Origin of the sequence: Nocardiopsis sp. NPDC049922 (assembly GCF_040660275.1) — a bacterium.
Taxonomy (GTDB): Bacteria; Actinomycetota; Actinomycetes; order Streptosporangiales; family Streptosporangiaceae; genus Nocardiopsis.
Genome location: NZ_JBFAME010000006.1, coordinates 225,420 through 244,588 on the forward strand (window position 1 = coordinate 225,420; position 19,169 = coordinate 244,588).

17 protein-coding genes and 1 tRNA gene are annotated in these 19,169 nt (G+C 72.2%); 8 read left to right on the forward strand and 10 right to left on the reverse strand.

The window, feature by feature from the left end:
- Positions 1–35 precede the first annotated feature (35 nt).
- Positions 36–1,592, forward strand: coding sequence for an AMP-binding protein (locus tag AB0I72_RS13865; protein ID WP_358567204.1), 1,557 nt, complete (start codon positions 36–38; stop codon positions 1,590–1,592).
- A 64-nt stretch (positions 1,593–1,656) separates the two neighbouring features.
- Here AB0I72_RS13865 and AB0I72_RS13870 read toward each other — a convergent pair whose 3' ends face one another.
- Positions 1,657–2,397: a carbohydrate ABC transporter permease gene (locus tag AB0I72_RS13870; protein ID WP_358567610.1), complete on the reverse strand. Its 741-nt coding sequence runs from the start codon at positions 2,395–2,397 to the stop codon at positions 1,657–1,659.
- A 257-nt stretch (positions 2,398–2,654) separates the two neighbouring features.
- Here AB0I72_RS13870 and AB0I72_RS13875 point away from each other — a divergent pair, with 257 nt between their 5' ends.
- Positions 2,655–2,942: a hypothetical protein gene (locus AB0I72_RS13875; protein ID WP_358567207.1), complete on the forward strand. Its 288-nt coding sequence runs from the start codon at positions 2,655–2,657 to the stop codon at positions 2,940–2,942.
- A gap of 41 nt (positions 2,943–2,983) precedes the next feature.
- On the opposite strand, the gene AB0I72_RS13880 is transcribed toward AB0I72_RS13875, so the two are convergent.
- The 5 genes from AB0I72_RS13880 to AB0I72_RS13900 form a co-directional block, all read right to left on the reverse strand.
- Positions 2,984–3,862: a sugar ABC transporter permease gene (locus AB0I72_RS13880; protein ID WP_358567613.1), complete on the reverse strand. Its 879-nt coding sequence runs from the start codon at positions 3,860–3,862 to the stop codon at positions 2,984–2,986.
- 137 nt (positions 3,863–3,999) lie between these two features.
- Entirely contained in the window at positions 4,000–5,283 is a 1,284-nt protein-coding gene (locus AB0I72_RS13885) for a sugar ABC transporter substrate-binding protein (protein ID WP_358567209.1), read from the reverse strand.
- A gap of 143 nt (positions 5,284–5,426) precedes the next feature.
- A complete protein-coding gene (locus tag AB0I72_RS13890) occupies positions 5,427–5,915 on the reverse strand; it encodes a hypothetical protein (RefSeq protein WP_358567212.1) in 489 nt (162 codons plus the stop codon).
- A 126-nt stretch (positions 5,916–6,041) separates the two neighbouring features.
- The gene (locus AB0I72_RS13895) at positions 6,042–7,328 is read right to left on the reverse strand and encodes a cyclopropane-fatty-acyl-phospholipid synthase family protein (protein ID WP_358567215.1); all 1,287 of its coding nucleotides are present in this window, start codon (positions 7,326–7,328) and stop codon (positions 6,042–6,044) included.
- 59 nt (positions 7,329–7,387) lie between these two features.
- Positions 7,388–8,833 carry an FAD-binding oxidoreductase gene (locus AB0I72_RS13900; protein ID WP_358567218.1) on the reverse strand — a complete coding sequence of 482 codons (1,446 nt, stop codon included), beginning with the start codon at positions 8,831–8,833 and terminating at the stop codon, positions 7,388–7,390.
- A gap of 235 nt (positions 8,834–9,068) precedes the next feature.
- Here AB0I72_RS13900 and AB0I72_RS13905 point away from each other — a divergent pair, with 235 nt between their 5' ends.
- The gene (locus AB0I72_RS13905; protein ID WP_358567221.1) at positions 9,069–9,860 is read left to right on the forward strand and encodes an aspartate/glutamate racemase family protein; all 792 of its coding nucleotides are present in this window, start codon (positions 9,069–9,071) and stop codon (positions 9,858–9,860) included.
- On the opposite strand, the gene AB0I72_RS13910 is transcribed toward AB0I72_RS13905, so the two are convergent.
- Positions 9,803–11,338 carry a hypothetical protein gene (locus AB0I72_RS13910; RefSeq protein WP_358567224.1) on the reverse strand — a complete coding sequence of 512 codons (1,536 nt, stop codon included), beginning with the start codon at positions 11,336–11,338 and terminating at the stop codon, positions 9,803–9,805. The two genes, AB0I72_RS13905 and AB0I72_RS13910, sit on opposite strands and share 58 nt — an antisense overlap.
- Positions 11,339–11,553: 215 nt before the next feature.
- Here AB0I72_RS13910 and AB0I72_RS13915 point away from each other — a divergent pair, with 215 nt between their 5' ends.
- A complete protein-coding gene (locus tag AB0I72_RS13915) occupies positions 11,554–11,901 on the forward strand; it encodes a hypothetical protein (RefSeq protein WP_358567227.1) in 348 nt (115 codons plus the stop codon).
- 155 nt (positions 11,902–12,056) lie between these two features.
- On the forward strand, positions 12,057–12,581 hold the full coding sequence (locus AB0I72_RS13920) for a DUF6315 family protein (protein WP_358567230.1): 525 nt from the start codon (positions 12,057–12,059) through the stop codon (positions 12,579–12,581).
- Positions 12,582–12,786: 205 nt separating this feature from the next.
- On the opposite strand, the gene AB0I72_RS13925 is transcribed toward AB0I72_RS13920, so the two are convergent.
- The gene (locus AB0I72_RS13925) at positions 12,787–14,868 is read right to left on the reverse strand and encodes an ATP-dependent DNA helicase (protein WP_358567233.1); all 2,082 of its coding nucleotides are present in this window, start codon (positions 14,866–14,868) and stop codon (positions 12,787–12,789) included.
- 91 nt (positions 14,869–14,959) lie between these two features.
- A complete protein-coding gene (locus AB0I72_RS13930; RefSeq protein ID WP_358567236.1) occupies positions 14,960–15,388 on the reverse strand; it encodes a hypothetical protein in 429 nt (142 codons plus the stop codon).
- A gap of 141 nt (positions 15,389–15,529) precedes the next feature.
- Here AB0I72_RS13930 and AB0I72_RS13935 point away from each other — a divergent pair, with 141 nt between their 5' ends.
- Entirely contained in the window at positions 15,530–16,735 is a 1,206-nt protein-coding gene (locus AB0I72_RS13935; RefSeq protein WP_358567239.1) for a DUF418 domain-containing protein, read from the forward strand.
- 281 nt (positions 16,736–17,016) lie between these two features.
- Here the strand turns inward: AB0I72_RS13935 and AB0I72_RS13940 are convergent.
- Positions 17,017–17,089: transfer RNA gene (locus AB0I72_RS13940), tRNA-Ala, on the reverse strand.
- A gap of 122 nt (positions 17,090–17,211) precedes the next feature.
- Between AB0I72_RS13940 and AB0I72_RS13945 the strand changes: the two genes are divergently transcribed.
- Both AB0I72_RS13945 and AB0I72_RS13950 read left to right on the forward strand, forming a co-directional pair.
- On the forward strand, positions 17,212–17,694 hold the full coding sequence (locus AB0I72_RS13945; RefSeq protein ID WP_358567241.1) for a hypothetical protein: 483 nt from the start codon (positions 17,212–17,214) through the stop codon (positions 17,692–17,694).
- 60 nt (positions 17,695–17,754) lie between these two features.
- Positions 17,755–19,125, forward strand: a complete 1,371-nt coding sequence (locus tag AB0I72_RS13950) for a serine hydrolase domain-containing protein (RefSeq protein WP_358567244.1) — start codon at positions 17,755–17,757, stop codon at positions 19,123–19,125.
- The last annotated feature ends 44 nt before the right edge of the window (positions 19,126–19,169 follow it).

The window sequence follows — 19,169 nt, forward strand, 5'->3', positions numbered from 1 at the left end:
GAGGTCCGCCACTCACCACGTAGCGGGAGGCCCCCATGCTCAACCTGTCCGTGCTTCTGGAGGACGGCGCCCGATCGGTTCCCGACAAGGAATGCCTGGTCTTCGGCGATCTGCGCCTCAACTACGCCCTGACCGACATGATCGCCAACCAGGTCGCCAACCTCCTGGTGGCCCGCGGTGTCCGCCCCGGGGACCGGGTCGCGCTCGCCAGCCCCAACCTTCCCTACTTCCCCTTCGTCTACTTCGGCGCCCTCAAGGCCGGAGCCGTCGTCGTCCCCCTCAACGTGCTCCTCACCCCGCGCGAGATCGCCTACCACCTGGAGGACTCCGGGGCCAAGGCGATCTTCGCCTTCACCGGCACCCCCGAACTCCCCCTCGGCGAGCGCGCCTTCGACGCCTTCCACCAGGTCGACTCCTGCGAGATCTACATCGACCTCCCCGCCTCCGCCGGCGCCACCGAGTCCACCATCGAGGGCGCCGAGACCCTGTGGAAGGCGCTCGACGGCCAGCCCGGCACGTTCGAGACGGTCCAGGCCAACGCCGACGACACCGCCGTCATCATCTACACCAGCGGCACCACGGGTCAGCCCAAGGGCGCCCAGCTGTCCCACCACAACCTGATGACGAACGCGATCATCTCCGCCGAACTGGTCAACGCCCACCCCGACGGCCGCGACATCGCCCTCATCGTCCTGCCGCTCTTCCACATCTTCGGCCAGACGGTCATGCTCAACGCCGGCCTGTACCGGCACGGGACACTGGTCCTCATGCCGCGCTTCGACCCCGACGAGGCGCTCAGAACCATGGAGAAGGAGGGCGTCACCGGATTCGCCGGGGTGCCCACCATGTACTGGGGTCTGCTCAACGCGGTCCAGGCCGCCGAACCCGGCACCTACGACCTGGAGAAGATCGCGGGCGACATCGTCGACGCCTGCTCCGGCGGCTCCTCCCTGCCCGGCCAGCTCGCCGAGGACTTCGCCAAGACCTTCGGCGTGGAGATCAAGGAGGGCTACGGCCTGTCCGAGACCTCCCCCGTCGTCTCCTTCAACAACCCCCGGGTCCGGGCCAAGACCGGCTCGATCGGCCTGCCCGTGTGGGGCGTGGAGATGAAGCTGATCGACCCCGAGTGGAACGACGCCGAGGACGAGGGCGAGATCGCCGTGCGCGGCCACTGCGTGATGAAGGGCTACCACAACCGCCCCGAGGCCAACGCCGAGGTCATCCGGGACGGCTGGTTCCGCACCGGTGACATCGCCCGCCGCGACGAGGACGGCTTCTACTTCGTCGTCGACCGGTCCAAGGACATGATCATCCGCGGCGGCTACAACGTCTACCCGCGGGAGATCGAGGAGGTCCTGATGACCCACCCCGGGGTCAGCCTGGCCGCCGTCGTGGGCGTCCCCCACGACACGCACGGCGAGGAGGCCAAGGCGTTCGTGATCCGCGAGGCCGACGCCACCCTCACCGAGCAGGAGCTGGTCGACTGGGCCAAGGAACGCCTCGCCGCGTACAAGTACCCCCGCCAGATCGAGTTCCGCACGGAGCTGCCGATGACCGCCACCGGCAAGATCCTCAAGCGCGAGCTCAGGTGACCCGCGGCCGCCCCTCCCCGTTCCGCGCCCGGGTGGAGGGGCGGCGCGCCGCCCCCGGGGCGCCTCACCCCTTCACGGCCCCCTGGACCAGCCCGGCGACCAGCCAGCGCTGCACGAGGACGAAGAAGACCATCACCGGGACCGTGATGATGGTGGACGCGGCCATGACGTGCCCCCACTCGTTGGCGTACTGGCCGAAGAACTGGCGCAGTCCCACCGCGACCGTGTACCCGTCGCTCCGCTGCATGAAGGTCAGGGCCAGCACGAACTCGTTCCACGCCACGATGAAGGAGAAGACGGCCGTGGCCACCAGCCCCGGGGCGACCAGCGGGAAGAGCACCGACCAGAACATGCGCGGCCACGAAGCGCCGTCGATGTAGGCGGCCTCCTCGACCTCACGGGGAACCGCCGCCACGAAGCCGCGCATCATCCACACCGCCAACGGGAGCGCCAGCGCCACGTACACCACGCCCAGCCCCAGCACGGTGTTGAGCATCCGCAGGTCTCGCACCTGGAGGAACAACGGGATGACCAGGGCCTCCAGCGGCACCATCTGCACCACGAGGATGAGCACCAGCACCGTGGTCCGGAAGCGGAACCGGAACCGCGCGACCGCCACCGAGGCCAGCAGCGCCAGCAGGCACGCCCCCGCCACGGTGATGCCCGCGACCGCCAGGGAGTTGCGCAGGTAGAGGGAGAAGTGGCCCTCGGTCATCACGTAGGTGAAGTTGTCGAACGTGGGATCGGTGGGCAGCAGCGCGCCGGTCCCGGAGGTGCTCCGGTCGGAGAACGCGCTGACCAGCATGAAGTAGACGGGGAACAGGGTGAAGACCAGCAGGACCGTCACCCCGACGGCCCTGGCCGCGCTCCGGACGGCCGCGCTCGTGTGCAACGAAGCTCCTCTCACGGGTGTCCGTCACCGGACCCGGTCGGGTGGTGGGCCGACGAAGGGGGGCGGCTAGAATCCTGCCCTGTTCGTGCGGGGGCGCCGACGGCGCCCCGATGACGGTTGAGGGGTGATGGCCGTGTCGACGTGGTCGTCGGAAACGGTGGCGTGACGCCGTGAACGAATCCGCCGGGCCCTCCCCCACCGAGGTCGTCATCAGCTGGATCCCGCACGACGCGCGCTTTCGCGACCGCGCCGTGCGCCACGCGTTGGCCGACCCGAGCGGCCAGCGTCTGTTCGTGTACGTCAACAACCTCGTGAACCGGAGCCACGACGACGGCCGCCCGCTCGGGGACTACGACCTGCGCACGATGGACGCGGTCCTGGAGGACCTGGACAGCCGTCCCCTGGCCGCCGTGGACTGGCGGCGGGTCCGCGAGAAGCTCATCGAGGGACTCGCCTGACCGGGCGCGCCCGGAACGCGCCCGTGGTGCCCTCCTCCCCGTCACCGCAGCTCGTCCTCCCTGAACAGGGCGCGCAGGTACAGCACCGTGACCGCCAGCAGGAGCAGGGTGAGCAGGACCGCGACCGCCGACCCCATCCCGTAGTCGTTGTGGCCGAAGGAGCGCACGTAGGCCCACACGCCGAGGTTGAGCATCTCCGAACCACCGACGTCCCCGCCGGGCATGAGGTAGACCTGCGCGAACACCTTGACGTCCCAGATCGTGGACAGGACGGTCACCACGGCGAACACCGGGCGCAGCACGGGGAAGGTGACGTTCCAGAACCGCCGCCAGGGGCCCGCTCCGTCGATCATCGCCGCCTCGTGCAGGTCCCGCGGGACCGTCAGCAGCCCCGCCAGCACCGTGACCGCGACGAACGGGAACCCGCTGTGCACCACGTTGAGGGCGACGATGGCGTAGAAGAACAGGCGGTCGGCGAACCAGTTGTACCCGTCCGGGCCCAGGACGCCGAGGGACGTCAGCGCCTCGGCGACGACGCCGTCGTCGACGTCGAAGATCCAGATCCACACGTACGTGCCGCTCACCGCGGGCATCGCCCAGGCCACCATGACGCACGAGACGACGATGACCCGGGTGAGCGGTCGCAGGGTGGACAGCAGCAGCGCCACGAGCGTGCCCAGTACCACCGTCGCGACCACCGCGACCAGGGCGAACCCCACCGTGTTGGGCAGCACGACCCGCCACAGGTACGGGTCGCCCAGCAGCGCCGCGTAGTGGGCCAGGCCGACGGACTCGGAGGTGCCGGAGACCAGGTTGCGCAGGTGGAAGTCCCGGAAGGACAGCCACACGACGCGCCCGAGGGGGAACAGCAGGAGCAGCCCGATGACCGTCAGGCCGGGTGCGAGCAGCGCCCACGGCAGGAGCGCCCGCCGCGCGCCCCCGCTGAGGAGCGGCGCCCGGCGGCGCCTTCGCGGCCGCTCCGGAGCCGGGCCCGCCGCGCGGCCGACCGGCTCGGTCCCCCGCCGCGCCCCGCTGAGTTCGACCGGTGTGCCCACGTTCAGTCCCCGTTGAGGATGCGTTCGATCTGGTCGGCCGCGTGCGCGGTGGCCTCCTCCACGGTGGCGTCACCGTTGAGGATGTCCTGCTGCATGGCGACGATGACCTTCTCGGCCTCCACCCGCCCCCAGGCCGGGGTGACGGGGGTGCTGCGGCTGGCCGCCTCGAGCTGGACGGCGAACGGCCGCACCAGCGGGTCCTCGGACTCGGCGAAGGCGCTCACCGCGGTCGCGCGCCCCGGGAAGAACCCGGTCTCCTCCGACCAGCGGATGGAGAACTCGTCTCCGGTCAGGTGGGCGACGTACTCCCACGCCGTCTCCTCCTGACCGGTCCCCGCGAACACGGACAGCAGGGAGCCGCCCGCGAAGGAGTCGGTGTAGCCGCCCTCCCTGCCCGGGATCGGGAAGGCGCCGAGGCGACCCTCCAGGTCGGGGTTGGACTCCAGGATCGCCTTGGGGTTGGCGCTGCCGGAGAGCGCCATGACGGCGCGCTCCTCGGCCAGGGCCTCCATGACGTCGATCTCGTTCCAGTTCACCGCGCCCGTGGTGGACACCCCGTCCTCCAGGGCGAGGCCGGTGAAGAAGGACATCCCGGCGCGACCGCCCTCGCTGTCGATCTCCGACACCCACGTGCCGTCGGGCCGCTGCACCGCGAGCTCACCGCCGCCGCCCCAGATCCACGGCATGACCGAGTACTGGGCGTCGCCCGGGACGGGGAAGGCGATCATGTCCTCCTCCGCCTCGGAGAGCGCGATGGCGGTCTCACGCAGCTCGGCCCAGTCCTGCGGGACCTCCTGGCCGTGCTCCTCGAAGAGGTCGGCGCGGTAGACGATGGCGCGGATGGCCGCGTACCAGGGCACGCCGTGGATCCGGTCGTCGATCCGGCCCATGCGGAGCATGCTCTGGGTGTACACGTAGGGGTCGTCGATGTGGTCCGACAGGTCGTACAGGGCGCCGGAGTCGGCGAACTCGGGGATGAAGGTGGTGCCGAGCTCGACCACGTCGGGCACCGTGCCTCCGGCGATGGCCGTGGAGATCTTGTTCTGCGCGTCGCTCCACGGCACGAACTCGACCTCGACCTCGACGCCCGTCCGCTCCGTGAACACCGTGTTGGCCGCCTCGAAGTAGGCGGTCTCGTCGGGGTTGGTGCCCTCCATGATCCAGACGACCAGGGGGTCGGTCGCGGAGTCACCGCCCGTGCCGGCGCCGCAGGCGGTCGCGGTGAGGGCCAGGACCAGGGCGGCGGCGGGGAGGTGAACGTGAGTGTGGATCCGTCTGCGTGCCATCGGCGCGCCTCCCGTTCCATTCGAGGGTCCCCTGGGGGATGGTAGGAAACCTACGTAATGAAGCTCCCCATGTGAAGTAAACAACGCGCCCTTGTGGCTGAGTCGTGAGGAGACGGTGGCGCGGCGGGTAGACCCGACCACCGTCAGTCGTCGGCGAGCCCGGTCACCTGGCGAAGCGTGGACACCAGCTCGGGCCGCCGGTACACGGCCAGCCCGATGGCGGCGCTGAACGCGGCGAGCATGTGCACGAAGACCATGGGGTCGCCCTGGGAGATCCGCTCGGCGGCCTCCTCCTCGCCCACGGAGTGCGCCTCCCAGGTGGTGCTCACGGCGAACTCCAGCTCGGGCGGGAGCATCTCGGCGACCGTTCGGGCGACGGCCTCACGCGAGTCGGCGGGCTTCCACACCACACCGGTCTGCTGGACGCGGCGGCTCAGGAAGGCGGCGATGACCTTGAGTTCCGACAGGACGTCGTCGACGTCCTCGGCCGCCCCGGGGACCGCCTCCTCCAGTTCGTCACGGTTGCGGTCGGCGTAGGCGCCCACGAGCGCGATCGCGGTGTGCTTGACGTGGTCGGGCAGGTCGGGCGCGGGCGACTCGTCGCTCTGGGGCGCGTTCTCGTCGGAGGACACTGGCTGGTCCCTTCACGGTGCGTCGGGCCGGTGTGACGGCTTCCATCATGCCGTCACCCGATCGGCCGCGGGCGCCTGACGGGCCGGTGTCCCCTCCCGGCGAACAGGAGGGGACGTCCGGAGCGGTCAGAACGCGGGACGCAGTGGCATGTGGGCGTCGGTGCCGTCCAGTCGGACGCCGAGGATCTGGTGCAGCTGGACGACGTCGCGCTCGAAGCCGAGCACGCATCCGGCCATGTACAGGCGCCAGACACGGGCGGTCCCCTCGCCGACCAGCGCGACGGCCTCGCCCCAGTTCCGTTCGAGGTTGGCGCCCCAGTGGCGGAGGGTGAGCGCGTAGTGCTCGCGCAGGTTCTCCTGGTGGCGGATCTCGAACCCGGCGTCGTTCATCGCGGTCTGGATGACGCCCGGCCCCTCCAGCTCGCCGTCGGGGAACACGTACCGGTTGATGACGCCCTTGGGGTCCAGGGCCTTGAGGTCGTTGCGCGGCCGGGTGATGCAGTGGTTGAGCAGACGCCCGCCGGGGACGAGCTTGGCGTGCAGCGACGCGAAGTAGGCGTCCAGGTTGCGCGCGCCGACGTGCTCGGTCAGCCCGATCGAGCTGATCCGGTCGTAGCTGGCGTCGGGCACGTCCCGGTAGTCCATGTGCCGGACCTCGGCCAGCTCCGACAGACCCTCCTGGGCGATCCGCTTGGCCGCCCAGTCGGCCTGCTCCTTGGACAGGGTGACGCCCAGCACCTTGACCCCGTACTCGCGGGCGGCGTGCATGACCATGCCGCCCCATCCGCAGCCGACGTCGAGCAGGCGCATGCCCCGCTCCAGGCCGAGTTTGCGGGACACCAGCTCGTACTTGCGGAACTGGGCGCTCTCCAGAGCGCCGTCGAAACGCCCGACACGGTCCAGCGCGCCGTCCTCGTCGTCGAAGACGGCGCAGGTGTAGGTCATGGACGGGCCCAGCACGAGTTCGTAGAAGTCGTTGGACACGTCGTAGTGGTGGTGGATGACCTCGGCGTCGCGGCTCTTGGAGTGCCGCCAGCCCAGGCCCGCGAGCCTGCCCCGGCGCATCTCCTGCGGCGGCGGGGCCACGCGGTTGACGAACTTGACCCAGCCGACCGACCGGACGACGGCGGCCAGGTCGCCGAGCGACAGGTTGACCCCCTCGGCGAGGACGAAGTCGGACATGCGCCGCAGGACGGTGTACATGTCGCCCTCGACGTCCAGATGGCCGGAGACGTAGGCGCGGGTGAGGCCGACCGCGTTCGGCGACTGGGCCAGGTAGTTGACGGCGACCGGCGTGCGCACGTGGAGGGCGACGTCGGAGTCGGGGGCCCCGGCGGAACTGCCGTCGTAGGCGGTGAAGCGGATGGGCGCGTCGGGGCCGACGACCCGCTCGAAGATCTCGGCAAGCCGCATGTTCTCGTCCTCCCTCTCCCGGGCGCGCCCCTGGAGGGGACCGCCCGGTGTGTGCGGTGTCAGCGGTTGCGTACGCACTTGGCGTACAGGTCGAGCAACCGTCCTCCGGGGTCGTAGGACTCCTTGAGACGGGAGTAGGCGGGACCGTTGTAGAGGCGCCAGAACTCGTCCTCGGGGTAGAAGGAGTCCGAGTACAGCGACTTGTGGCCGCCGAGCCGCGCGACCTCCTCCTCCACCAGGCGGTTGTGGTGGGCGCGGCGCTGGCGGGGCTTCATGTCGACCAGCCCCCAGAAGCCGAAGTTCACGTAGAGCCGGTCGTTGTCGAGGGGGTAGAGCGGCCAGACGTGATCGCCCTCGCCCGCCCCGGCCGGCCGGGGTTCGCGCAGCCGCAGGGGGCACATCCACACGGGGGTCATGCCGATCTCGGCGTGGAAGAACTCCAGGAACTCCGCGCCGCGCTCCACTCCGACCTCGACGTCCTGGATGAGCGGCTCCTGGGGACGCCTCCCCCGGTAGTGGTTGAGCAGGCGGGAGAAGTCGGTGCGCCGGTCCCAGGCGACGAGCCCGCGGTAGACGTCGGAGCGCTTGAGGGAGCGCGGCCACAGCGGCCGGACGAGGGGGTGCTGGGTGCCGAAGGCGCGCGAGCACCAGAACCAGTCGGTGTCCCACCGCCACAGGTAGTCGTGGATGGTGAGGTAGTCGCCGGGGCCGTGGCCCGCGTGGCGCTGGATGGACCGGTAGTAGATGTCGGTGCCGGTGTAGTCGCTGGCCCAGGGCGCCTGGTCGGTGAAGCGGGCCAGGGAGAGGTAGAGCTCGTCGGGGCCGAAGGCGACGCCGTCCACGAAGTCGACGGGCTGGCCGTCGTGTTCGGCGTCGGCGCAGATCCGCGCGAGGGCGTCCATGGCCTCGGCCGCGTCGTGGAACCGCAGGTGGCGCAGGTGCACGTAGGGGGAGACGGGCTCCAGTTCGACGCGCAGGCGCAGGCCGTAGCCGAGGGTGCCGTAGGAGTTGGGGAAGCCGTGGAACAGGTCGGCGTGCTCGTTGTCGCGGGTGGCGGTGACGACGTCGCCGCCGCCGGTGAGGATCTCCATCTCCTGGACCGACTCGTGCGGGAGTCCGTTGCGGAAGGAGGAGGACTCGATGCCGAGGCCGGTGACGGCGCCGCCGAGGGTGATGGTGCGCAGCTGCGGGACGACCAGCGGCATCAGCCCGTGCGGGAGGGTCGCGGCGACGAGGTCCTCGTAGGTGGTCATCCCGCCGACGTCGGCCAGGCGTTCCACCGGGTCGATCGAGAGGACGCCGGAGAAGGCCGACACGTCCAGCGGTGGGGCGGTGGTCGGTTCCCGGAAGCGGAAGAGGTTGGAGGTGGGCTTGGCCAGTCGCACGGGGGCGTCCGCGGGCAGTGCCCGGTACTCGCGACGCAGGCGCTGAACCGCCGCGATGTGCGCCGCCAGCCCCGACCGTTCCCCGGTGGCCCTGTCCGTCCCCTGCTGTCGAGTCGCCATGTTCCCGCTTCCGGTCTCGGCGCGTGCCGCACGGTGTCGTCCCGACCCGGGCCCGCGCGCGGGGATCGGGTCGATGCCCTCAGTTCTACCTACGAGTAATGCTTCGGTGCCACCCCATTTCCGAACGTGTCGCCGACGGAAACCGCCGACCTGCGCGGAGTGCGCGCACCGCCCGAGTGTGGCATGGGCCACGCGGGGGCGGTCCGCGGCACGGTCGCGACTAGAATCGGCTGCCGTGCGCATCGCTCTCGTAGACTCCGGCATCGGGATGCTGTCCACCGCGGCCGCCCTGCACGCGGCCAGGCCGGACGCCGACCTCGTGCTGTCCATGGACCCCGACCACATGCCGTGGGGCCCCCGCACGCCCGCGCAGGTGATCGGGCGCGCACTGGCGGGGGCGCGCGCGGCCCGCGAGACCGCGGGTGAGGAGGGTCTGGACGCGGTGGTCGTGCCGTGCAACACCGCCTCCGTGCACGGGCTGGCCGACCTGCGCGCCGAGTTCGAGCCGCACGTCCCGGTGATCGGGACGGTTCCGCCGATCAAGCCCGCGGCGGCGGCCGGGGGGCCGATCGCCGTCTGGTCGACGACCGCCACCACCCACAGCGCCTACCAGCGCCGACTCATCGAGACCTTCGCCGCCGACGTCGAGGCCACCCCGGTGGCCTGCGTGGGTCTGGCCGAGGCGGTGGAGTCGGCCGACCCGCGCCTGATCGACGAGGCCGTGGCCCACGCGGCCGAGCGCACCCCCGACGACGTGCGCGGGGTGGTCCTGGGCTGCACGCACTACGACCTCGTGGACGAGCGCGTCACGGCCGCGCTGGGACCGGCGGTGCGCACGTTCACCGCGGCCGGCGCGGTGGCCGCGCAGACGCTGCGCCGGATCGGCGACGTACCGCCCGGCGATCGGCGGGGGCGGGTGACCGTGCTCGCCAGCGGGCGCCCCGCCAGGCTGCCCGCCGCGGCGCTGGCCTACCCTGCGGGCCGCACGCTGGCCGCCGCGGCCCCGACCTCCGGGGCGGTCCGGTAGTCGTCCGCGTGCGGCGTGCCCGCCGCGAGGGTGCGGACCAGGTCGCGCACCCCGGCGGTGTCGTTGTCGTGCATCAGCGTCTCCAGCAGTGACAGGGCCGCCCGCTGGTCGCCGGGGCGCGCCCGGACGTGGCGCCACTGCGGTTCGGTGGCCGCGTCGGAGAGCATGAGAGTGCGGCCCACCTGTCCCAGCGCGGACAGCAGCGGGGTGTCGTGTGGAACGGCCGCCAGCGCCGCGTTGACCTGTTCGGCCTGCTGTTCGGGGTCGACCTGCTCGGCGGGCTGGGCGCGCAGGTACTCCAGGATCCGGTCGGCGGGCGCCAGGGGCTGGACCGGGGGCATGGCCGCGACCATGGTGCGGACCTCGTCGAGGTCGCCGGTGATCTCCTCGGTGGCGCGCAACTCCCCGATGAGGCGCTCGGCGCGCCGGGTCGAGCAGGTGGCCACCCAGTGCGCGCCCCGGCCCGCGGCCAGCCGTGCGGCGGCCAGGGCCAGTTCGGCGCCCCGGCGCGGCGCCCCGACCCGCTCGAAGTAGCGCGACCAGGTGGTGACGCGCACGCCCAGCCGCCAGTCGTTGCGGACCGCGCCCTGGCACACGAGGTTCTCCACGGCCTCCACCCAGGCGGGCCGCAGGCTCGGGTGCGCCTCTGCCTCCTCCACGGTGGGCAGGGGCACGATGGCGTCGCGGGACGGGTACAGGCCCAGGCGGGCCAGCCAGGACAGCAGCCGCGCGCGTTCGAAGCGGGCCAGGCGGCGCAGGGTGACGCGGCGTCCGCCGTGGGTGTCCGGCGCCAGCGCGATCTCGGCCTCCAACCGGTCCAGCGCCTCCAGGGCGTCGGTGTGCTTGTCCTGGTGGCGTAGGGCGCGGACGAGGGTGAACACGCCCTCCGCGCCGAGCAGGGCGGGCCCGGTGGCGGTGTGCTCGTAGCGGCGCAGATCGGCCTCGGCGCGGTCGGGCCTCCCCTCGTCGATGAGCAGCTGGGCCCGGGCCAGGCAGAAGGAGGGCCAGGCGGGCGACTGCTCCCATCCGGCCAGGCGCCGGGAGGAGAGCAGTTCGCCGCGCTCGGCGGTGGTGCCGTCCGCGTCGATGTTGGCGTGGCAGCGTACGAGCGTCTCCAGTGCGGAGACCGGCAGCGGTCCGTGCGCGCGCGGATCGGGCACGCCGTCGGCCGCCGCCGTGGCCTGCTCCAGGGCGCGCCGCCCCTCCGCGAGGGCGCCCACCCGCACCGCCAGGGGCCAGTGCGCGAGGTAGAGCAGGGTCGGCGGGCCGAGCACCCCCGGGACCTCGGCGCGGTCGCCGCCCGACTCCGAGACCAGTCGTCGGGCCGTGCGCAGGGCCGAGCGGGCGACGGCCTCGACCCGGACCGCCTCCCCCGACTCGCACAGCTGCGGCAGGCTCGTGACCGCCTCGGCGAGGTCGACCTGGCCGACCGCCCGCAGGTGACGCGCGGCCTCCCCCGCCCATGACCACATCGGCATCATGACTCCCCCTATCACGCCGTGTGCGAACAGAAAGTAGCAGCGTGGTGACACCCCTGTCCGGAAAACGCGTGAAACCGGTGCGCTCCGGGGTATCCGCGCCCCACCGGTGGTCGGTCGCGGGACTAGAATCGGGCCGAGCCGCGATGTCCCCTGGCTCCGGGCGGGACACCGGGGCCGATCCGCCCGCTGGACACGTGAGGACATGAGCGCCGATGGGATGGCGAGACCGCTTCGGACTGCGCAAGGCCAACCGCAAGGGAAAGGCCCGTTTCGACCGGGCCGCCGAGGACGATGACATCAAGGCGTTGATCGAGTTCGCCAAGAGCCGGGTCGGGGTGGAGTTCTTCGTCGAACCCGAGACCTTCGCCACCCAGACCACGGCCGTGGCGGTGGCCACCGACGGTGAGTGGATCCGCCGCCGGTGCGGCTCACCCGACGTGATCCGCAAGGTGGCCGGGCGGCTGGCGACCCCCGCCTACGACGTCCAGATCGTCGGATACCCGCAGCGGATGCGGGACTGGAGCGCCCGCAACAAGCGCGGGCTCTCCCTGGACGAATGAGATCGGACACGACGACCTTCCGACCCGGGTCCGGTCGAAACCCCCGACCTGGTCATTTTGGGCATTGATGACGACACCTTGCCGCGACTTCCTCGCCGAACGGGTTCCCTAACGGGCGTCATCCATCGCATACTCGCCTGGGAGGGGGGACTCTGATGAAGCAGGATCTCACTGCCTTGTGTTGCGAGTGCGGCATGATCCGCGAGGTGAGCGACTACCAGAGCGTGGGCGAGGCCCAGTCGGCCTACGGCGTGGCCCGCTGCGTCGTCTGGCGCAAGTGCCGCCCGTGCGGCTACCGCACCTACCACGCCTACCTGCGCGCTGACGAGGACCGCGACGAACTCGAGGACGCGCTCCGGCTGGACGGCGCCCTGGCCGCCGAGGCGCTGGACGAGGAGGTCGAGCAGCTGCGCCTGTGCGGGGTGGAGGTCGGCCACGCCCCCGTCCCCGCGATCTGGGACGGCCAGTCCGTGGGAATGGTGACGCAGCGGCTCACCGACCAGACCTACTCGATCGTGCTGGACCCCGGGGCCTCGGTGGTGTCCCGGCTCAAGCTCATCGACATGATGTGGAACGAACTCCTGGTCGGCGAGCACGACGACCGCTGGTACATCCAGGAGCCCGAGGACGACTCCCCCGGCTACGCGATCCGCCTCTTCGGCTTCCGGGACCGCCGGTAGGCCGTGCCCCCGCCCGCCGGTCTCCCCCGCCGCCCCCGGGGCACCACCCGCGACGGGTGGGCCGTCTCCCCTCCGGCCGCAGCGCCGCCCACTGACCGACACCCGCCGTGCCGTCTTCGGACGGCCGCCGGCGCGGTGACTCGCCCGTGGACCCCCGACCGCACCCGAACGGCCCCCTCCTCCGTGACCCCCGCCCCGGACGGGGTCAGCCCGCCGCGGGCGCCGCCTCCGTCGTCCCGGACAGTCGGCGCAGCGCCGACCTGGCCACCGTGGGATCGGTGGTCCCCCAGTACGGCGGCAGCGACGCGCGCAGGAACCCCCCGTAGCGCGCGGTGGCCAGTCGCGGGTCGAGCACGGCGATGACGCCGCGGTCGTCGGTGGAGCGCAGAAGGCGACCGGTGCCCTGGGCGAGCAGCAGCGCGGCGTGCGTGGCGGCCACCGAGAGGAACCCGTTGCCGCCGTGCGCGGCGACCGAACGCTGGCGGGCCGAGGCCAGCGGGTCGTCGGGGCGGGGGAACGGGATCCGGTCGACGATCACCAGTTGCAGCGAGGGTCCGGGCACGTCGACGCCCTGCCACAGCGACAGGGTGCCGAACAGGCAGGCCCTCTCCTCCTCGGCGAACCGGCGGACCAGCTGGCCGGTGGAGTCCTCCCCCTGGCACAGGATCGGGTGGTCCAGGCGTTCGCGCAGCTCCTCGGCGGCCCTCTGCGCGGCGCGCATGGAGGAGAACAGGCCGAGCGCGCGACCGTCGGCGGCCTCGATCAGCTCGGCGATCTCGTCCAGGTAGGCGTCGGCCAGACCGTCCCGGCCCGGCGGTGGCAGGTGGGTGGCCACGTAGAGGATGCCGCTGCGCGCGTGGTCGAAGGGCGAGCCGACGTCGAGGGCGCGCCAGCGGGGCTCTCCGGCGGCGCGGTGCGGTCCGTCGTCGTCGGGGTCGGGGGCCTGGTCCGGTGCGGGCTCGGTCCTCCCGGCGGCGGCGCGTTCGGCGGCCTCCTCGGTGGCCTCGCGGCCCAGGCCCCACTGGCGGGCCAGGGCGGCGAAGGATCCGCCGAGGGTGAGCGTGGCCGAGGTGAGCACGACCGTGCGGTCGCCGAAGAGCTTCTCGCGGAGCAGCCCGCCCACCCCGAGCGGGGCCACGTTGAGGGAGGGCGGCCGGGACGGGCTCCGGGTGAGCCAGACGACGTCGGTGCGGTCGCGCAGGGCGGGCTCGAAGGACTCCAGGACGCTCACGGCGGCGTCGTGGACCTCCCCGAGGGCGGACAGGGCCAGGCGGCGGTCGGAGGCGGTGTCGGGGTCGAGCTCGCCGGAGGAGGGGCCGATGGCGTTGACACAGGCGGACGCGGCGTCGCGGACGGCGGCGACGGCGCCCCCGAGGCCGTCGTCGATGTGGTCGAGACGGCCGTCGGGCGCGTCGGCGAGCATCAGTCCGAGGCCGTCGGCGCACTCGGCGAGACGCTCGCCGATCCCGGGTTCGACGAGGCGTCCGGCGCGCTTGGCGGCGGTGCTGACGGCGCGCTCGGTGAGGCTCTCGGTGGCCACGGAGGTGGCCCGGTCGACGAGCTCGTGCGCCTCGTCGATCATGATCGTGTCGTGCTCGGGCAGGATGTGGCCGCCCTGGGTCATGTCGATGGCGAGCATGGCGTGGTTGGTGACCACGACGTCCACGCCCTGGGCGGCCTCACGGGCGAACTCGGCGAAGCACTCCTGGCCGAAGGCGCAGACCCGGGCGCCGACGCACTCGTTGCCGCCCACCGACACCTGGCGCCAGGCGAGGTCGCTGACGCCGGGGACGAGTTCGTCGCGGTCGCCGGTGACGGTGTCCTCGGCCCACTCGTGCAGACGGGCGACCTGACGACCGAGCGAGGAGAGCTGGCGGGGGTCGAAGAGCTCGGCGTCCTCGGCCTCGTCGTCGGCGGCGTTGAGGCGGTTGCGGCAGAGGTAGTTGCGGCGCCCCTTGAGCACCGCGAAGGTGGGCTCGCGCGGCAGCAGCGGCGCGAGCGCGGCGGCCAGGCGTGGCAGGTCGCGGTCGATGAGCTGGTTCTGGAGCGCGATGGTGGCGGTGGAGACGACGACGGTGGTCTCCGAGGCCATCGCGTGCCTGATCGCGGGCACGAGGTAGGCCAGGGACTTGCCGGTGCCGGTTCCGGCCTGGACCACGAGGTGCTCGCGCCGGTCGACCGCCTCGGCGACGGCGGCGGCCATGGTCGACTGGCCCTCGCGGGGGCTGCCGCCCAGGGCGTCGACGGCCGCGTCGAGCAGGTTGGGAACGTCGGGAAGATCTGCCACGGATCGACAGTACCGGCCGCGGGCGACAGCCGGAGCGTTGTCCACAGGCCCCGTCGCCCGGCGTCCCGCGAAGCTCCGGGTCGGGACGCGCTCAGCGCAGCCCGGCGAACAGGCGGCCGATCTCGGTCTCCGCGCTCAGCACCGTCGGCAGGAGTTCGGACTCGATCCAGTCGCGCTCACCCGGCCGCGCCGTACGCGCGCGCGGCCCCAGGTCCTCGGCGAGCGCGGCCAGGGCCGTGCGGATGCGGCGGATCCGCGCCAGGTCCGGGGAGTCGGCGGGCTCGCCCAGGGTGTGGCCGGCGAGGAGGGTGTAGCTCTCGCTCAGGACGTCGTCGATCTTGTCGATCACCGCGCTCCGGACCACCCGGTCCCACTCGGCGGCGGTGAACGGCCGGCCCGCGGGCCGGGGAACGTTTGGAGCGGAGGTGGCGGGTGCGCAGCGGGGACAGGGGACGGACGCGACCGGTTCGTCGCGACGGAGGAAGGCGGGAAGGGGGATCAGGTTCCACAGACTGCGCATAGCACCCCGAATGTGTCGAGTATGGGGATTTGTCTGTTTGGACGCGCGCGGCGACGCCCCGGTTCCTCGGTTGGCCGGTCCACCCGCCCCGGAGTCCAGGACAGAGTCTGACCTCGACGGATCCTAGGGTCGGGCCGAACCGTGAACGACACGAAGGGCGACACGATGTCCCGACCCACACCGACGGCGACCGGCGGCACCACCCCCGCGGCCGAGCGCGAACTCGCACCCGACCTGGCACGGGGGGCGATGCTGTCGCTGATCGCCATGGCCTATGCCGGGGTCTACGCGGGGGTGTCCTTCGGCGCCGCGGCCGAGGAGTCCTCGTTCCTGGACGACGCGTCGCGGTTCCTGACCGTGCTCGTCCTGGACAACCGCGCGTTCCCGATGTTCGCGATCCTCTACGGCTACGGCATGGGCTGGCTCGTCGCCCGCCAACTCAACGCCGGGATGGGCGAGCGCGAGGCGCGGCGGCTGACGCGGCGGCGCAGCCTGTACCTCCTCCTGTTCGGCTCGGTGCACGCGTTCCTGGTCTTCCCCGGGGAGATCCTGGCCTCCTACGGCCTGGCCGGGCTCGTCCTGGGCTGGCTGCTGTTCCGCTCCGACCGCGCGATCACCCGCGCGGTCGCGATCCTGGCCCCGGTCTACGTCCTGACGGTGACCGTGGGCATGCTCGGGGTCGCGTCCGGCGAGCGGGACGAGGAGGCCGCGCGGTGGGGGCTGCCGGGTTACACCACGGCGGGCGATTGGGCGGACCGACTGTTCGGGGTGCCGTTCACCCCGTTGTTCATCGCGTTCGCCTACCCGCTGCTGCTGCTCGTGGTGCTCGGCTTCTGGGCCGGTCGCCGCAGACTCCTGGACGACCCCGCGGCGCACCGGGTGCTGCTGACCCGTGTCGCCGTGGTCGGGACCACGGTCTCCGTGCTGGGCGCGTCGCCCGCCGCCCTGGTCACCGTGGGCGTCCTGTCCCCGGGCGCGGTCTCCACCGGACTGCTGCTCGCGCTCCAGGTGCTCACCGGTGTCTTCGGCGGGGCGGGGTACGCGGCGGTGTTCGGTCTGCTCGGGCTCCGGCTGGGCGGTCGACGGGGGCCGGTCGTCCGGGCCGTCGCCGCCGTCGGGCAGCGGTCGCTGACCTTCTACCTGGCCAATTCGGTGCTGGTGGCCGTGATCCTGCATCCGGACCTGGGCGGGTTGGGCGCGCGGGTGGGTTCCTTCGGCGCGCTGTGCACGGCGTTCGCGGTGTGGCTGCTCGCCGTCGGCGTCGCGGCGTGGATGGACCGCACCGGCCGACGGGGGCCGGTGGACGCGCTCCTGCGCGCGCTCGTCTACCGGGGCGCGGCGAAGTAGGGCACGGAAGGGCCGACGAGGCCGAGCGGCACACCGGGGGTCGCCCCGAAAGACGAAGGCCCGCGGGGAAGGTTGCGAAGCAACCGACCCCGCAGGCCCTACCCAAGCCAACGACAACCCACGGGGCGCAGCCCCGCGTCGTGAGAGAACGCCCCGCCGATCAGCGCGGCCTCGACCACGGGGGGTCACCTCGGGGGGTTCGGGGGGTCTCCCCCCGGTAAACACGACGGACGACCCGGCGAGGCGGCCGAAGGCCCCCGAGCAGGGTCGTCCTGAGTCCGTGGAGCTATGGGGATTCGAACCCCAGACCTCCTCCATGCCATGGAGGCGCGCTACCAACTGCGCCATAGCCCCTGGTGAAGCAACGGTGAAGAGTCTACCGGACGGGGAGGGGTGGACTGACCGGAGCGTCGACCCGGACATGCCTGAGATGACACTTATTTGCGTTATCTCGGTCATCTCATTATTCTGCGGACATGACCGATGACTGGGAACTCTCCCTCGCCGACGAGACCGGCCGCCACTTCGCACGGCAGTACGGCATGCCGCCGATGACCGGACGGGTGGTCGGCTGGCTGCTGCTGTGCGATCCGGCGCAGCAGACCATCGCCGAACTGAGCGAGGCCCTGCACGCCAGCCGCACCGCGGTCACGAGCGCGATCAGCACCCTGGAGGACTGGTCCTGGGTCCAGCGGTCGCGAGCCGCCGGAGAGCGCGTCGATCGCGTGCGGCTCGACCCGCAGATCTGGCTGCGCCTGATCGACGACCCCGCCGAGTACGACGCCCTCGGAGCGCTGGCCCGCCGCGGCCTGGAGGCGATGAGCGGCGAGTCCGCCGAGCGCCGGGCCCGGATGGAGGAGCTGGTGGAGTTCACCGAGTTCCTCGGCGAACGGATGCCCGCGCTGGCCGCCGAATGGCGGGAGCGGCTGGCGACCCTGCGCGGTGACCGCAGGCCCTGACGGCACGCCCCCGATCGGCGGCCCGCACGGCCGTGTACCCCTCAACGACGAAGGACCACCATGCACTTCGACCACGCCCACTGGCAGAACCGCCTCGACGCCCTTCGTGAGCAACACCTCGTTCCCGGCGCGTCCCTGGCCGTCCTCGCGGACGGAGAGATCCACGAACTCGCGAGCGGCGTGCTGCACGGCGGCACCGGTGTCGAGGCGACGACCGACTCCGTCTTCCTGTCCGGATCGTTGGCGAAGGTCTACACCGCGACGGTGGTGATGCGACTGGTCGACGAGGGTCGGCTGAACCTGGACACGGCCGTCGTCGAGATCCTGCCGGACTTCGCCACACCGGATCCCGCCGCCACCGAGGCGATCACGATTCGCCGACTGCTCAGCCACACCAGCGGTCTGACCTGCGATTTCACCTACGATTCCGGGCGAGGCGACGACTGCCTGGCGCGGTACGTCCGCGCGGCCGCCGACGTCGCGCTGGACTGCCCGCCCGGAACGGCCCTGTCCTACAGCAGCGTCGGTTACGCCGTCCTGGGCCGGGTGATCGAGGTCGTGACCGGCATGACCTGGGACCAGGCGCTGTCGGAACTGCTCTTCGCCCCGCTCGGGCTGGAGCGCTCGATGACCCTGCCCGAGGAGGCGCTGCGGTTCCGTGCGGCGATGGGTCACCTGGGCGAGCCCGGCCAGCGCCCGAGCCCCGCCCCCGCGTGGGACCTGATGCCGCGCTCGGCCGGACCGTACGGCCGCGTCATCGTCGCCGCGGGCGACGTCGCACGTCTCGCCCGCATGCACCTGGAGGGCGGTGTCGCACCCGACGGCACACGGGTGCTCTCGGAGGACGCGGTCTCCGCGATGCGGAACCGGGTGGTCGACAGCCCCGACAAGTGGACCGTGTCCGCCGACGCGTGGGGCCTGGGCTGGACGCTCTACGACTGGAACGGCGTCGCCGGGTTCGGCCACGACGGCAGCGCGGTCGCCCAGCACTCGTTCCTGCGGGTCGTGCCGCACGCGGGCGTGGCCGTCGTCCTGCTCGCCAACGGTGGCGGGGTCAACGGGCTCTACCACGACCTGTTCGGCGAGTTGCTGGCCGACCTGGCCGACGTACGGATGCCCGAGCCGTTCGGCCCGCCGGTCCACCCGCCGTCGGTGGACGTCTCGCCCCTGGTCGGCACCTATCTGCGTGAGGGCGTGGTCACCACGGTCCTCCGACACGGCGACGGCGCGCGGATCCGGTACGAGTTCGTCGACGGTATGAAGGATCTCTCCCCGCCGCTGGAGGGCGAGCTGGTCCCCGTGACGGACACGGTGTTCGCGGCGACCGGGGGTTCGTTCGGCCCGGACGCCGTCCCGGTGGTGTTCTCGCACCTGACCGACGGGACGCCGTGCGTCTACGTCGGGATGCGTGCGACGCCCAGGGCCGTCTGAGCCCGGCGGCGCCGGGCGCCGCCGGGTGGGGCGTTCCACCCGAC